The organism is Acinetobacter sp. TG2027 (assembly GCF_000302435.1).
GTDB lineage: Bacteria > Pseudomonadota > Gammaproteobacteria > Pseudomonadales > Moraxellaceae > Acinetobacter > Acinetobacter pittii.
The window spans coordinates 160,327-175,106 of sequence record NZ_AMJN01000048.1 but is presented as its reverse complement, the minus strand read 5'-3'; the positions used below and the strand labels follow the sequence as shown (position 1 = coordinate 175,106).

Annotated in this window: 13 protein-coding genes; 7 read left to right on the top strand and 6 right to left on the bottom strand. The window is 40.0% G+C overall.

Translation table 11 applies throughout. From position 1 onward, the window contains the following. The first annotated feature begins 72 nt into the window (after nt 1–72). The 5 genes from B806_RS0113740 (at nt 73) to B806_RS0113720 (ending at nt 4,462) form a co-directional block, all read left to right on the top strand. Nucleotides 73–864, top strand: a complete 792-nt coding sequence (locus B806_RS0113740; protein ID WP_001991318.1) for a Slam-dependent surface lipoprotein — start codon at nt 73–75, stop codon at nt 862–864. A 103-nt stretch (nt 865–967) separates the two neighbouring features. Beyond that, the gene (locus B806_RS0113735) at nt 968–2,434 is read left to right on the top strand and encodes a porin family protein (RefSeq protein WP_079381117.1); all 1,467 of its coding nucleotides are present in this window, start codon (nt 968–970) and stop codon (nt 2,432–2,434) included. A 10-nt stretch (nt 2,435–2,444) separates the two neighbouring features. Next, entirely contained in the window at nt 2,445–3,362 is a 918-nt protein-coding gene (locus B806_RS0113730) for an energy transducer TonB (RefSeq protein ID WP_017403170.1), read from the top strand. Nucleotides 3,363–3,394: 32 nt separating this feature from the next. Then, nucleotides 3,395–3,994 (top strand): biliverdin-producing heme oxygenase, encoded by a 600-nt coding sequence (locus B806_RS0113725; protein ID WP_079381114.1) that lies wholly within the window; start codon nt 3,395–3,397, stop codon nt 3,992–3,994. 27 nt (nt 3,995–4,021) lie between these two features. Then, on the top strand, nt 4,022–4,462 hold the full coding sequence (locus tag B806_RS0113720) for a YbaN family protein (RefSeq protein ID WP_017403168.1): 441 nt from the start codon (nt 4,022–4,024) through the stop codon (nt 4,460–4,462). Between the two features lie 2 nt (nt 4,463–4,464). On the opposite strand, the gene B806_RS0113715 is transcribed toward B806_RS0113720, so the two are convergent. After that, the gene (locus B806_RS0113715; RefSeq protein ID WP_000061143.1) at nt 4,465–4,740 is read right to left on the bottom strand and encodes a hypothetical protein; all 276 of its coding nucleotides are present in this window, start codon (nt 4,738–4,740) and stop codon (nt 4,465–4,467) included. Between the two features lie 321 nt (nt 4,741–5,061). Here B806_RS0113715 and B806_RS0113710 point away from each other — a divergent pair, with 321 nt between their 5' ends. Both B806_RS0113710 and B806_RS0113705 read left to right on the top strand, forming a co-directional pair. Then, nucleotides 5,062–5,769 (top strand): YoaK family protein, encoded by a 708-nt coding sequence (locus B806_RS0113710; RefSeq protein WP_017387094.1) that lies wholly within the window; start codon nt 5,062–5,064, stop codon nt 5,767–5,769. A 148-nt stretch (nt 5,770–5,917) separates the two neighbouring features. After that, a complete protein-coding gene (locus B806_RS0113705) occupies nt 5,918–7,831 on the top strand; it encodes an alpha/beta fold hydrolase (RefSeq protein ID WP_017387095.1) in 1,914 nt (637 codons plus the stop codon). Nucleotides 7,832–7,901: 70 nt separating this feature from the next. Here B806_RS0113705 and B806_RS0113700 read toward each other — a convergent pair whose 3' ends face one another. The 5 genes from B806_RS0113700 to betA form a co-directional block, all read right to left on the bottom strand. Next, nucleotides 7,902–9,221, bottom strand: coding sequence for a basic amino acid/polyamine antiporter (locus B806_RS0113700; RefSeq protein ID WP_029768360.1), 1,320 nt, complete (start codon nt 9,219–9,221; stop codon nt 7,902–7,904). Nucleotides 9,222–9,226: 5 nt separating this feature from the next. Beyond that, on the bottom strand, nt 9,227–10,105 hold the full coding sequence (locus tag B806_RS0113695) for a homocysteine S-methyltransferase family protein (RefSeq protein WP_017387096.1): 879 nt from the start codon (nt 10,103–10,105) through the stop codon (nt 9,227–9,229). Nucleotides 10,106–10,321: 216 nt separating this feature from the next. Then, nucleotides 10,322–10,792 carry a hypothetical protein gene (locus tag B806_RS0113690; RefSeq protein ID WP_017403167.1) on the bottom strand — a complete coding sequence of 157 codons (471 nt, stop codon included), beginning with the start codon at nt 10,790–10,792 and terminating at the stop codon, nt 10,322–10,324. A gap of 91 nt (nt 10,793–10,883) precedes the next feature. After that, entirely contained in the window at nt 10,884–12,524 is a 1,641-nt protein-coding gene (mqo, locus tag B806_RS0113685; protein ID WP_017403166.1) for a malate dehydrogenase (quinone), read from the bottom strand. 510 nt (nt 12,525–13,034) lie between these two features. Further along, nucleotides 13,035–14,693 (bottom strand): choline dehydrogenase, encoded by a 1,659-nt coding sequence (betA, locus tag B806_RS0113680; protein ID WP_017403165.1) that lies wholly within the window; start codon nt 14,691–14,693, stop codon nt 13,035–13,037. Nucleotides 14,694–14,780 lie beyond the last annotated feature (87 nt).

Genomic DNA, 14,780 nt, shown 5'->3' with positions numbered 1-14,780 from the left:
AAACTAAAAATAGCGAAATCGTTATTTTAAATTAAACAATAACTTAGTTTTAAAAAGATGGAGTAACAACAAATGAAAATCTCTCAATTGTTCTTGGGTCTCGTTGCTTGTTCAACTGCATTTGCTTATGCAGGAATTGATGGTATTTCGAGTAATGAAAGTAATATCAAAATCGGTGCTGCTGCCAATGCAAGTCATCCGGGTGGTGTAGCAGCGGTGTCGGTTCAAGCTGCGGGTGCGCCATATAACGCTTTTACAGGTTTTAGTTCGTTAAAAGGTTTGGCTCAGGCTTTTGCTGCTCAGGGAACAAGTAACACCAATGTAACGGTTGGCAGCAAAACCTTTAATATTTCGCATATTCCAGTGTCTGCAATGCCACCTTCACACAGTGCATTAGGTAATTTTAACTTTGGTCAGGTGGGCACACAGGAAGTCTATTTTGGTGAATGGTGGAAAGCGGGCGACACGCCGGCAAGCGCGAGCCATACCGTTTACTATGCGGGTGATAACACCAATACCACTGTTCCAACCGCGGGTACTGCAACCTATACCGTTGCAGGAATTAACGGCTCTGCAAGCAATCTATTAAGTGGTACGTTCACGGCAAATTATGGTGCGGGTACACTTGAAGGAACGCTTACAGGAACTGGTACGGCTGTTTCATCATTAAGCCTAGATGGTGTGGCATTTAACCCGGGTACAGCTGCATTTGCAGGTTTGGCAACGGCTAACGGTACAGCTGGTGTCGACAACTCTGGTGTGGTTCAAGGTCAATTCTTTGGTGCAAATGCTTCGGCTTTAGCGGGTATTGCCCAGTTTGATAACGTGTCTTACAACACTGCATTTGGCGGTGCTAAAAATTAATCAATGCAAAAGGAATCTACACATGTAGGTTCCTTTTGTTTTTTGGGCTTTTGCTTGGTTGCTTCAGGTTTATTGTTTTATGAAACGAACGTTTTTGTGCTGTCTGACATTCTTGAGTTGTCCATTTTTATATGCCGACGAAGACACACAGCTTCGTCTTAATCAAAGCTTGGACCAAACGCTTTTACAAGAACAGCGCCAGTTTCACGAACAGGGAACCATTCGTAGTACCGAGCAATTACCTAAACTTCAAATTAATGGACAAGAATACAGTGTTGAGCAAAATCCGAATGATCTTGCCAAGGCGTTATATTTGGCAGTCATGCAAAAACAGTGGCTCAAAGCCACGGTTTATTTAGAACATTATAAAAAATATGTTGGCTACGATCGGGCTTTAACCGACTTTGCCGAAGGGGCAGTTGCACGTTCTCAGGGTCAACTGAAATTGGCTGAACAAAAATTTCAAAGCAGCCTAAAACAACAACCTCATAATTTAATTTGTGAACTTGAGTTAGCGCGCGTGCTGTTTGAACAACAGAAGAATAAGGAAGCAGCACGCCTTTTTATTTCCATTCAAGACCAACTGAAACAAAGTGATCCCGCTGTTATTCCGTCTGGAGTTTTAACAACAGTGAATACCTTTGTTCAGGCATTAAAAAAACGAGACTCTTGGCAAGGCTCGGTTTCAGCGGGTTACACCTATGTCAGTAATTTAAATAGTTCGTCTGAACAAAGCAAAACATGGACGCTTTATGGCAAAGATAGTGACGGTAATATTATCCCAATTGAGCAAGTTACCCGTGGGACCCCTAAAGCTGAGTCGGCAACGGGTTTAGATTACGAAGCCAGTCTGATTAAACGCTATGCGATTAAGGAGCATCATGGCGTGGCTTTACGTGCGCTGGCGTTTGGACAGTCCTATAACGACCACGCGGCATTTAATGAATCTACCATCAACATTAATGCAGGCTACAGCTACTTTGACTTAAAAAATCAAATCGGGGTGAGTCCGCTTTTTGAACATAAACGTTATGGCAATGATGGTCTTTACAATGCCTGGGGTGCGCGTGCCGAGTGGATGCATTTTATCTCTGCAGATAAAGCTTTCAAGCTTGAGGCTGAGAGTAAAGATTTAAATTATCAGAAATATAAAACCCTAGATGGGGTAGAAAGCTCAGCTTTTGCTACTTTCTGGAAGATTTTTCCAGACCAGTGGACTTTTTTTGGTGGTCTAGATGTGCTCGAGCATTCGACCCAAGAAAAATACATGGCTGCCTACCAACAGCAAGGTGTGCGATTGGGCTTAAGCAAATCTTGGAGTACAGGATTTAATACCACTTTGCTGAGTTCTTATCGTTGGCGCCTGTTTGATAAATACGCAGAAACTTTCTTAGCTCGTCGTCATGATTTTGAACAAAACTATACCTTTGTTGTGCAAATGCCGCGCTTTGAGTTTTATGGCATGACGCCTAATTTAACCTATCGCTATAACCATAATAAAAGCAATGTCGATTGGCTGTATTCCTACGATAAACACAACATTAGTCTCAAGCTTGAGCATCGTTTTTAGGGAATAAGTCATGAAATCAAAATCTTTATTCCCTACCCATAAGCCGATTGTTATGTTGCCTTTACCACAAGGGCCAAAGCATTTTTATAAGTGCTTAACCGTAGTCGTGGTGATTGGTCTGCATGTGTTTGTTGTCTGGATGCTGAGTCATTTAATTGAACCTTATATTTTTAAAGCAACACCCAAAGTAGATGCCTTAAAAGTAAGTTTTGTGTCATTGGCACCTGCTAAAAAGCCATCGGTTGAAAAGATCGAAAGCAAACCTAAAAAAAGTGTAACGCCTCAATCTACGTTAAGCAGTTCGGTATCTTCAGTACCTGAAGAATCAAAAAACTCGCCTACAAATGTTCAAACATTAGCATCAAAAACTGCTACTAAAGAAGTTGTGCAAAATAATTTAAATGACAAACAGCAAGCACAACCAAAAACGACTTTAAATAATTTAGCTTCGTCTCAAGCAATACAGCCTACAGAAAGGCGAGTGGCTCATACCGATAAACCACTCAATACAACAGACCTTGAACAAACGCAAACTGAGCATTTGCTAAGCAGCAATAGCGAAACTAAAAGTGGTGGGGTCAAAACACCCGCAATGCAGCAAGAGTATTCCAAAGCACCGAGCACTCAAGTTGAACACGATGACGTTGTTCAGGTGAGTAGCGTGGATGTGCTGAGTTTTGGCGGGCTTGACTATGATGACCGTGAGTTAAAACAACAAAATCGTTTGGTTGAGCTTCGTATTCGCATTAATGAAAAAGGGCAGCCAATCAACATTCAATTACGTCAAAGTTCGGGCATTCAAAGCCTTGATGAACGGGTCATACAAGCTACACGTAAATCCAGATTTAAACCCCACAAAATTAACGGTCGAGCCGTGACCATTGTTGTGGATTTTCCAGTCCAACTCAAACTCAATCGGAGCCGTTAACCGATGAGTAATATCCATTTTGTAGGAGAAAGATGATGAATTCATCTACAGAACAAATCATTAGCAACAGTTTGTCTTTACGTTTGAAACAAGAAACTGTTGCTGAACACGAACGTATGCATCAATTAATGTCAGAGGCAAAGGTGTTTTCAAGTAAAGAAAAATACGCGCAATTTACTTTGTCTCAATATTACTTTCAGCGTGAAATTGAACATCTTTTTGAGAAAGAAGGGGTAGCAGGCCTGATTCCGGACTTAGACATTCGTGGCCGCTCAAAACAAGCACTTGCTGATTTAAATGATTTAGGTATTCAACCCAACGGGCAGCAATTACAGAGTGAAAACGTACAATTACCCGAAGCTTTAGGCTGGATTTATGTGTCTGAAGGTTCAACCTTAGGAGCTGCATTTTTATTTAAAGAAGCTCAAAAGCATTTGGGTTTTTCTGAAACGTTTGCTGCACGTAATTTAGCGGCATATCCCGAAGGGCGCGCGAAAGTCTGGAAACGTTTTGTACAAGCACTGGATGAAGCAGGCTTTGACCAAACTCAGCAAGACCGAGTTGTTCAGGGAGCTTTAGATGCCTTTGGATATTTTGGTCAGGCGCTTGATCAGCTTGATGAATTGAAATAGTAAAAGTGGATAAAGGGAATACCCAATATGGATAAACTCAATCAAGTAAATACCATGGTAAAACATGAGCAGTCGTTAGCACCCGCTCAACCAGTCAGTAAACTTGCCCGTTCTATGTGGGTGCGTTGGGTGTTTATTGGTTTGGCTTGGTTGTGTATTGCGCTTGGCATATTGGGTATTTTTATTCCGGGTTTACCTACCGTTGATTTTATAATTTTGGCGGTTTTCTTTGCGGCTCGAGGTTCTGAAAAACTTCATCAATGGTTTCGAAATCATCGCTATGTCGGCCCACTCATTCGTGAGTGGCAAGAACATCGGCGTATCCCCAAAAAGGCGAAATACATCTCGACCTTAAGTATGAGTCTGGCTGCGGGACTGATGATTTGGACCATTCCGCATCCGGGGTTTGTCTATCCAGCATTTTTATGTATGGCTGGGGGATTGGCGTGGATGTGGCTTAAAAAATAAAATTATGACTGGCATTTTTGCATGGTACGCATCATGGATTTTACAAAATCACGCGGTATTTCAGGACTTTGTAAACTCAAACTTCCAAGTTTATGCATGAGCTTAGGGGAGTATTGGCGTTCTAAACGATGATAAATGCATGTACAGCTTGCACGGCTATGACCAGCCGCAATACATTTTAGATAGAAATCACGATGAGGACTGTTTTTTTGACCCGCGAAGGCAACAGATACAAATAATAATCCCCCTAAAAAAACTGAAAAATTATAAAGTGACATATATCTACTCGTGATTGTTGTTATTGATTATCCATATTTTGGCATAACTTTTTCAGGTCCAAAACCAGTTGATGTCAACTAGCGGCTTCATCATAGTTAGAACAGTTTTAGAGGTCAAATTGATTTAAGGAGGAGAACAGTTTAGTGTTTTAAAAATAGTCAATTTTGATTGTTGCCATTTTAAAGACAGTGTTACGACATTACGCACCCTATTTTTTTACATGATTTTTTGCTTTCATAAACGCTTTAGTATTATTCATTTTTAAATCATTTATATACAACTTAATTGCTTTAAGATTTTAATTTAACAGGATATTTTATATGACAGATACCCCAATTAAAAAAGACACAGAAAGTACCTGGGCGATATGTCGAGATCCTGTTTTACTCACCATGGTGGGTGGGGCAATTGATACTATTGGTTTTATTGCATTGTTTGGCTTTTTCACCGCGCATGTGACGGGAAACTTAGTGTTGGCAGGGGCAGCATGGGTTAAAGGTGGCTCGGGTTTATGGATTAAGCTCGCAGCAATTCCATTATTTATTTTGACCGTTGTCATTACAAAACTGTTGATTGACCGCAGTCAGGCCAAGCACAAAACGCTGTCTTATTTATTTTTATTTGAAGCTATTTTTCTTTGTGCCTTTATGGTGGCAGGGCTTTACTTTGAGCCATTTAAAGATCCGGATGCATTAACAGTTGCAGTAACGGGTGGGCTAGGCTTAATTGCTTTGGCTATTCGTAATACTTCAAGCAAAACCCTTATTAAAAATATTAGCCCAAGCACCATGATGACAGGCAATACTACCCAGCTTGGGATTGATATTGCCAACTTACTTAAAAACAATAACGCAGCTAATCGGGCCAGTTTTCTAAAAAGTGCCAGTATTGTAATTGGTTTTGTGATTGGTGCTTTCTTGGGAGCGATCCTCTATGTTTATTTTGATTTCTGGAGTGTAGCGCCGTTTATCTTACCAATTTTGTATTTCTCTTATTTAGCTTCACAGCAAAAGTTCAACCAAGCTTGATTTGAAAAATAACAAATTAGCCTGAATTAAAATGAGTTCAGGCTTTTTTTCGTAATAAAGAAAAACGGAAGCGGAGTCGAAATTGTTCGTTCACTGCTTTACAGGCATAATGACCAGATGGGGAATACATTCGATTAAGGAAGGCAGAATGACAAAGTCTTACCATTATTCAATCATAACAATAATGGCTTTGCTCAGTGGCTGTCAGGTCATTCATTTAAAAGAAAGTAATTTAAGCAATGCTTTAAAAAGTAAGAATGAAAGTATTCTGACCGATGGCACCTTAAGTCATCAAACCCAAAACTTACTGTATTTGGTCAAAGAAGATGAAAAAACTTGCCTACAAAATTTTGATGATTGTTTAAAGAAAATTCAGAGCCTGTCCGAAAATAGTAGCCGAGAAGAACGCTATGCCGCGCTGAGTGAAATTTACTTGGCAAAAGCTTTAGATGTCGGGCGTAGTAGCCAGTGTCATGTTATTAATAAAAGTAACAGTTGCGTTGAGCAAGAGTTAGCGCTGTTCGATAAAAGCTTACGCTATAGTTATGTCTATTTATTTGATTCTGAAGAGTCGCCTTTCGATCGGGTGTTTGACCATCGCCAAAATCAGGTACGTATTTTTTATAACGTGGCCTTGTCAAAGCTTATGACCACGTATTTTAATCATTTAAATACGCATCGTTTTCCGCCATTGCTGAAAGCAGATGGGCATGAGTACCATGTCAATTTTGACCACGCGTTAGATGTACAAAAAATTGAAGTCGATACTTTTCGCTCCAGCTATAACATGAACTTTTCCGGTTTTAATACCGTCAACCGTAAGGATGGTTTGGGGGCAGAGTTTATTGTTGGGCGTAAAGAAAATGATGTGAATCACGGCTTCATTTTAGACCCCGATAATTTTTATGCTCGCCAAGCCAACCCTAATATTCATTTACCACGCTTCTTTCCAGCTACTGCGATTGCATACCCAAAACAAAAAGCCACAGCCGATCAGGTCATTGCTGGGGCAGAGTTAGAAATTTCAATGTTCGATCCATATCGACAAGACCGTGTAAAAATTGAAGGTGTGGATTATCCACTGACTGCAAACTATTCGGCTCCTTATGGGCTGTGGCTATCGAAATATAATTTAGGTGCGGCAGGTTATTGGTCTTTAATTAATAAAGAAGCCAATTTGATCATGCCGCATTTATATATGCTGGAGCCCTTTAACCCGAATAAGAAAATTATTGTGTTTGTTCATGGTTTGGCAAGTAGCCCAGAGGCGTGGGTGAGTCTAACCAATGACATTATGGGCGATGCTGAATTAAGGAAAAACTATCAGGTTTGGCAGGTGTTTTATTCAACCAATATGCCGATTTTTGAAAGTCGTTTTCAGATTTATTCATTGTTGAATCAAGCTTTTCAAAACATTGCGAAAGACAGTTATGCGGCACACGATGCAGTGTTGGTCGGGCATAGTATGGGCGGCGTGATTAGCCGTTTACTGGTGAGTAATGCTGATGTTTCAGAGCAAGCCATGCAAAAAATGAATGAAGCGCAGTTAAATCGTTTAAAAGAAAATCCGATCATTCGTGAGCGTTTTCAGTTCAAGGCTTTGCCATATTTTAATCGAGTTGTTTTTGTTTCGGCACCGCATCATGGTACAGACTACGCTGATCGATGGTTTACCCAAATTGCCCGCCGTATTATTCGTTTACCGGCTGACTTTTTTATTGCGGTCGAAATGAGAGATGAGAAAAATACCAAACTCAGAAAAGGCTTAATTGAAAATGGGGCGAGTAATTTAAGTCGCTCTTCTAACTTTATGCAGTTGACTCAAGCCATTCAACCATCGCCCCAAGTGGTCTATCACTCGATTATGGGCAATATTAACGGGACAACAGATAAGTTAAAAAGCAGTGATGGGATTGTGCCTTATCAAAGTTCACATTTGGGTGGCGAGCAGTCAGAGCTGATTATTAAAGGTGGGCATTCGATTCAAAATAGCCCTGAGGCAATTTTAGAACTACGCCGTATTTTACGATTGCACTTAAAGCAGTCGCAGCCTTCAAAATAGAAATTTTTGTTTTTAGAAAACCACTGCTGAACTAGGTCAACAGTGGTTGAAATAATTAATTAAGCTGATTTTATTTGAGCGATTTTTTATGCTCAAAATAGCTGATTGAAAAAATAACCAAGCCGACCAAATACAACACACCAGACAAGAGTAGTAAGTCTAGTCCTGCGGCATAGAGTAACCAAAGCGCATAGATTGAAGCGACACTTGCAATGGCAATATGCGGCGTGCGTTTATGGCGAATGGATTCTTTAAGGTAAAAAGCTGACACCAGAAAATAAGGCAGCAAAATCATGACCGATGAAATCAATAAAAGTTGAGTGTAATTTTTATTGAAAAAATACACGGCAATGAGTGAGCCTTGTACAACAAGTGTCGTCAGCCAAAGTGATGAAATGGGCACATTATTTTGATTATTCTTTAAAAATAATTTCGGGAAAGCACCATTTTTTGCAGCCAAAAATGGAATTTCAGTGGCAAATAAAGTCCAACTTAAATAAGAGGATGCAACTGAAATAATGAGTCCAATGGTAATAATGATGGTACCCGGCAAGCCGATCAGTTGCTGTAAAATGGTCGCCATAGATGGGTTATGCATGCCTGCAAGGGCTTCACGACTCGCCACACCATAAGCCAATACGGTCACCATCACGTAAAAACTTAATGCCAGCAAAACACCTAAAATAGTTGCTTTACCAATATCATGACGTTTTTTTGCACGCGATGATAAAACTACAGCACCTTCAATACCGGTAAATACCCAAAGGGTAATCAACATCAGGTCTTTCACTTGCTGCCAAAGTGGAACTTGCAATGAAAAGTCATGTAAGTTGAGTTTGAATAAATCAAACTTAAAGGCAATGAAGGTAAAGAAGATGAAAACCACCATTGGAATAATTTTGGCAATGGTTGCCAGTAAATTCACAATCGCAGCTTCTTTAATGCCTCGACTCACTAACCAGTGCACCAACCATACAAAAATGCTTGAGCCAATCAGTGAATAGAGTGTATTACCTTCACCAAAAATAATATGGTCTTTGCTGTCGGTAAACATGCCGACGCCTGAAAAGGCAATCACCACATAACCAACAATACCAATGGTAGTACACAACCAATAACCCCACGCCGAGCAAAACCCAATCAGGTCTCCAAAGCCTTCGCGTGCATAGTTATAAATACCGCCGTCAAGGTCTGGTCGTTGACGCGTTAAATGTAATAGCGAGAGAGCCAAGAAAATAATGCCGACCCCAGTAATGAGCCATGCAACAAGAAGGGCAGAGCCGTTAGCGACTTGAGCCATATTTTGGGGAAGGCTAAATACGCCTGACCCCACCATAGAACTAAAGACCAGCGCTGTAAGAGACAATAATCCGATTTTGGCAGCAGACATGGCATTTATTCTTTAAAAAATTGAGAAAGTTCAGCAATGTGTTCTGGCCCGATACCACAGCAACCACCCACTAAACTTGCACCTGCTTGCTGCCATTGTTTAGCAAAACCTAGATAAGCTGGAGCATCTAAGTCTTTACGAATTTCATCCAGACCATCGTTGGCAGTAGCGCTTTCATCTTGCGGTGGGAAAGCATTGGCATAAGCACCAATTTGTACAGACTCAGGAATAAGTCCTTTAATTTCATTAATCGCTTGCAAGATCACTTCAGGTTGGCAGCAGTTAAACAACACTGCTTTGGCATTTGATTGTTTGATGAACTCAGCCACTTGCTGCATATTTTCACCAGAACGAAGGAGTGCTTGTTCTTGTTTAATCTCATCTTGCAGCGTAAATGACACCCAATAGTCCTTACCATCTTGTGGTAATAACGCATGTACTGTTTCAACTTCTTTTAAGCATGATTGGGTTTCTGCTAACCAAAAATCAACTTCCGGTGCCAAGGTATTAATGATGGGTTCTGCAAGGTTTTTAGCCTGTTCAGGTTGGAACAGGTCTGCACGGTAAGAACCAAATAACGGTGGTAAGCAGCCTGCAATTTTGACATTTTTGCCGCTTTCTTTAACTGCATTTTTTGCTTGTTCAATAGCAACTTTAATTAAACGCACGCCGTCAGTTTCAAAGCGTTCTTGACCAATATGAAATGGCACAACAGCATAGTTGTTAGTCGTAATGACTTCTGAACCAGCGTTAATAAAATCGAGATGTACTTCTTTTACTGTTTCTGGTGCTTCAATGAGTGCAAGCGCAGACCATTCTGGTTGACGAAATGGAGCGCCACGACGGGCCAATTCACGGCCTAAACCGCCATCTAAAATTTTCATAAATTACAACATAAAGGGAGAAAAATAATTCAGCTAATCTAGCGTGTAGATGGATCGTATTCAATCGCGAATATGCTCGATATATTTCTAAATAAATTAGATTGTTATGAATATTTTTTCTTAAAAGGAATTCTGTAGATCATGTTCAGTTTTACTGATGAACTTCATGTGAAAAAGATTACGTATTTATTTGAAAATATAGACTAAAAAATAATCTTATAACGCGCCATATTGTTGCCAACTTTCGCCAGTGTGCTGCGCTCTATAATACGCTTTAAGCTGTTCAAGCTGCATAAAGTGTATGTCTGACCAAATTAATAAACTGATGAATATTAAAACTTTAGATAAGCGACGAACTTTTTCTAGGCGAGCAAAAGCTAATAGTACAAAAAATAAGGCAGGTAAAAATATAAAGAATTGAACAGGGGAGAAAAATAAATGAGCAGTACTGAAATATAACGCTACTGCACCCATCAGCTGATTTAAAGCAGAACATAGCTTTTGATATTTACCGAGCTTAAATGCATAAGCCGTTATGACAAGTAACACCGCTGAGCTGATGTAAATTGCTGTGCCGCCAATCATCCACATATAAAAACCGCTTAACAAAAGATAAGCCAGCAGTAAAACAAGCACGAGCTTAAAACCAAATGACAAGAGGCGAGATGATGAGTTTAAAGGCGTCATAGTGAATCTAAATATCTCAACTGAGGGCTTAAAAAACAAAAGGACGAATCGAAATTCATCCTTTTGGAATTTTATTTATACATCGTGAAACTTAGTTTGCTTTTGCAACTGGGGCAGCAGCAGTTTCATCGTTTGCAGCTTTGAACGGAGATGTATAGTTCAAGCCAAGCGTAGAACTTGTGTACTGACGAACTTTGTCGAGTAATACAGGGTCTTTGCTCAAGTCTTGCTTATAAGACACTACAATTTCATGAAGCTTCTGATTCCACTTACCTTCAGTTTGCTCAGGGAAAGCTTTTTCAAGCAAGTTAAGCATGATGTATGGAGAAGTCGAAGCACCCGGAGACGCACCTAACAATGCAGTTACAGCACCATCTTTAGACGCAAAGATTTCTGTACCGAATTGAAGCGTTGCTGGTTTACCCGGTTCTTTCTTGATGATCTGAACACGTTGACCACCTTGGCTTAAACGCCAGTCTTCAGCTCTCGCATCTGGGTAGTATTTACGAAGTTCATTTAGACGATCTTCATCTGACATCATGACTTGGCTGACCAAGTATTTAACAAGATCAAGGTTTTCCAAGCCAACAGTCGTCATTGGTAAAACGTTGTTTTTGTTAGTTGATGCAAGTAAATCAAGCTGAGAACCATTTTTCAGGAACTTGTTTGAATACGTTGCAAATGGGCCAAACAATACATATTTTTTACCGTCGATATAACGTGTATCAATATGTGGTACAGACATTGGAGGCGCACCAAGTTCAGCACGGCCATATACTTTCGCTGTGTGTTCAGCAGTAATTTTTGGGTTGTCAGTAATTAAGAACTCACCACCAACAGGGAAGCCAGCATATTGTTTAGCTTCAGGTAAACCAGTAAGTTGCAATAATTTAACTGCTGCACCACCTGCACCGATAAATACAAAACGTGTTTTAACGTGATCTACTTTACCAGTTTTCAAATTTTTGAAAGACACAGTCCAAGTTTTGTCATCATTTTGGCTGATGCCAGTCACTTCAGTCGATGTCTGTAATTTGAAATTAGGATTTTGATTTAAATGACCCACTAATTGTTTAGTGATTGAACCATAGTTCACGTCAGAGCCAACATCCATACGGGTTGCTGCAACTTTTTGACTTGGATCACGGTCATTCATCACTAAAGGTGCCCATTGTTTAATCACAGCTGGGTCTTCAGTAAATTTCATACCTTTGAACAACGGGCTTTGGATCATGGCAGCATAACGTTTTTCTAAGAATTGAACGTTATCGCCCCAAACGAAAGCAATGTGCGGAACTGGATTAATGAATGATTTTGGTTCAGCTAAAACGCCTTGTTTTACCTGATATGACCAGAACTGTTTAGCAACTTCAAATTGAGAAGCAACTTTTTCAGCTTTGGCAATTTCCATCTTACCGTTTTTCTCTTCGGTATAGTTCATTTCCATAAAGCCAGAGTGGCCTGTTCCGGCATTGTTAAAGCCGTTTGAACTTTCTTGAGCAACTTGGTCAAGACGCTCAAACATACGAATTTGCCAGTTTGGTTCAAGCTCAGTGAAATAAGTACCGAGAGTGGCACTCATGATGCCGCCGCCAACAAGAACAGCATCAACAACTGGCTCATCTTTTGCAGTTTCAACTTGTTTTGACGTTGTTGGTCTAAACAAGAATGCAATACCTGCAATTAGAATAAGAATGATTAATACCAGAAGGTATTTCAAAAACTTTTTCATGTAAGGGGGACCTTAAAATAAGTTATTTGAGTCACTTAAGGAGTGAGGAAACCTAGACAGCGTATCCAGACAAAACGGATATAAATGCGAAAGTAAATTCTCAAAATTAGAGAACTTCGAAAAAAATAAAAATTACTTGGGATTATCGCAAACACTCTATATTTTAGACTAATTTTGCATTGACAAGACAATTTTTATAATAAATGGGGTTCATCAAAATCATAAATATGATTTATATTTAATCAAATTGAGCTTTAAAAAGATAATTTAAGCTAATTATTTTTATTTAAATATTTGAAATTAAATTAATAATTTTAATTTGATTAAAGTTAAATCATTTGAAGAATATTTGCCTATAAAAATCGATTAATTTTTATTTCATACCATATTTATGTAAATAAGCTGCTCGTAAGTGCTTATTTTCTGTCATACATTGTTCTTATTAATATTGGTTCTATAAAGATTAAATTAAAGGCATATCTCTGCATAAGAAATATGCCCTTTCAGATTTTATGATGCTACATAGAACGGTGCAGTTGAACGTGGTAACGCTTCGCGTCCACGAATTTGGTCTGCAATTTTCTCGGCAATCATAATGGTAGTTGCGTTTAAGTTACCGGTAATAATGAGTGGCATGATAGAGGCATCGACAACACGTAAACCACGCATACCGTGTACACGGCCTTGACCATCTACAACAGCCATTTCATCTTCACCCATCTTGCAGCTACAAGATGGATGGTAAGCTGTTTCTGCATGGTTACGAACAAAGTCATCAAGCTCTGCATCAGTTTGCAAATGTTTACCCGGGCTAATTTCATCACCACGATATGGATCAAGCGCAGGTTGCTGCATGATTTCACGAGTAATACGAATTGCATCGCGGAACTCGCGCCAGTCTTGCTCAGTCGACATGTAGTTAAACAAGATACTTGGATGCTCAAATGGATCTTTCGATTTAAGTTTGATTCGACCACGTGAAGGCGAACGCATTGAACCGACGTGAGCTTGGAAACCATGTTCTTTCACTGCATTACTACCGTTGTAGTTAATGGCAACTGGCAAGAAATGGTATTGGATGTTTGGCCACGTAAACTCATCCGAACTACGGATAAATCCGCCTGCTTCAAACTGGTTACTTGCACCAATGCCTGTACCATTAAATAGCCACTCGGCACCAATCGCAGGTTGGTTATACCATTTTAAAGCAGGGTATAAAGAAACGGGTTGTTTACATTTATATTGTAAGTACATTTCTAGATGGTCTTGCAGGTTTTCACCTACGCCCGGCAAATCATGAACCACATCAATGTCCATTGATTTTAAGAAGGTACTTTGACCCACACCTGAGCGCTGTAAAATTTGCGGTGATGCAATTGCGCCCGCACACAGTAATACTTCGCGTTTAACCAATGCGCGTTGTAAGTTATTTTGATCAGCGCCAATAATGTATTCAACACCAATCGCTTGCTTTTGATTAAACAAGATTTTATTGGTTGTAGCGTGAGTCAGAATGGTCAGGTTTGGACGGCCTTTTGCCATATCTAAATAGCCACGTGCCGTGCTTGAGCGGCGACCCTTAGGCGTAACTGTACGGTCCATTGGACCAAAGCCTTCTTGTTGATAACCGTTTAAGTCATCAGTACGTGGATAACCTGCTTGTACACCAGCTTCAACCATGGCATGGAAAAGTACATTGTTGCCATTTTTAGGTGTAGCCACTGATACAGGACCATTGCCGCCATGGTAGTCATTGCCACCAATATCACGAGTTTCGGCTTTTTTGTAGTAAGGCAAACAGTCGGCATAAGACCAGTTTTCAAGGCCTTTATGGGTTGCCCATTGTTCTAAATCCATTGCGTTACCGCGGATATAGCACATGCCGTTAATTAAAGATGAACCACCTAAACCTTTACCACGACCACATTCCATACGGCGGTTATTCATGTGTGGCTCAGGATCTGTTAAATAAGCCCAGTTATAGCGGCGGCCTTGAAGAGGGTAGGCCAAAGCTGCCGGCATTTGTGTACGAAAATCCAAGCGATAATCTGGTCCACCCGCTTCTAATAATAAAACGGTGGTATCTTTGTCTTCAGTAAGACGCGCAGCGAGTACATTTCCGGCAGATCCTGCGCCAATAATAATGTAATCATATTCTTTAATATTCATAACTATCCTTTTTTTACTAACAGTTTGCCTGAGCAATCTATAAAGACTGCTCGGCATGTGTGATTTAGGTTGAAGGTTTTAGAGCGA

What these genes read in the sequence shown, in the direction of transcription:
- B806_RS0113740 (WP_001991318.1), top strand. Translation starts at nt 73, where the DNA reads ATGAAAATCTCTCAATTGTTCTTGGGTCTCGTTGCTTGTTCAACTGCA.
- B806_RS0113730 (WP_017403170.1), top strand. Translation starts at nt 2,445, where the DNA reads ATGAAATCAAAATCTTTATTCCCTACCCATAAGCCGATTGTTATGTTG.
- B806_RS0113725 (WP_079381114.1), top strand. Translation starts at nt 3,395, where the DNA reads ATGATGAATTCATCTACAGAACAAATCATTAGCAACAGTTTGTCTTTA.
- B806_RS0113720 (WP_017403168.1), top strand. Translation starts at nt 4,022, where the DNA reads ATGGATAAACTCAATCAAGTAAATACCATGGTAAAACATGAGCAGTCG.
- B806_RS0113715 (WP_000061143.1), bottom strand. Translation starts at nt 4,740, where the DNA reads ATGTCACTTTATAATTTTTCAGTTTTTTTAGGGGGATTATTATTTGTA.
- B806_RS0113710 (WP_017387094.1), top strand. Translation starts at nt 5,062, where the DNA reads ATGACAGATACCCCAATTAAAAAAGACACAGAAAGTACCTGGGCGATA.
- B806_RS0113705 (WP_017387095.1), top strand. Translation starts at nt 5,918, where the DNA reads ATGACAAAGTCTTACCATTATTCAATCATAACAATAATGGCTTTGCTC.
- B806_RS0113700 (WP_029768360.1), bottom strand. Translation starts at nt 9,221, where the DNA reads ATGTCTGCTGCCAAAATCGGATTATTGTCTCTTACAGCGCTGGTCTTT.
- B806_RS0113695 (WP_017387096.1), bottom strand. Translation starts at nt 10,105, where the DNA reads ATGAAAATTTTAGATGGCGGTTTAGGCCGTGAATTGGCCCGTCGTGGC.
- B806_RS0113690 (WP_017403167.1), bottom strand. Translation starts at nt 10,792, where the DNA reads ATGACGCCTTTAAACTCATCATCTCGCCTCTTGTCATTTGGTTTTAAG.
- mqo (WP_017403166.1), bottom strand. Translation starts at nt 12,524, where the DNA reads ATGAAAAAGTTTTTGAAATACCTTCTGGTATTAATCATTCTTATTCTA.
- betA (WP_017403165.1), bottom strand. Translation starts at nt 14,693, where the DNA reads ATGAATATTAAAGAATATGATTACATTATTATTGGCGCAGGATCTGCC.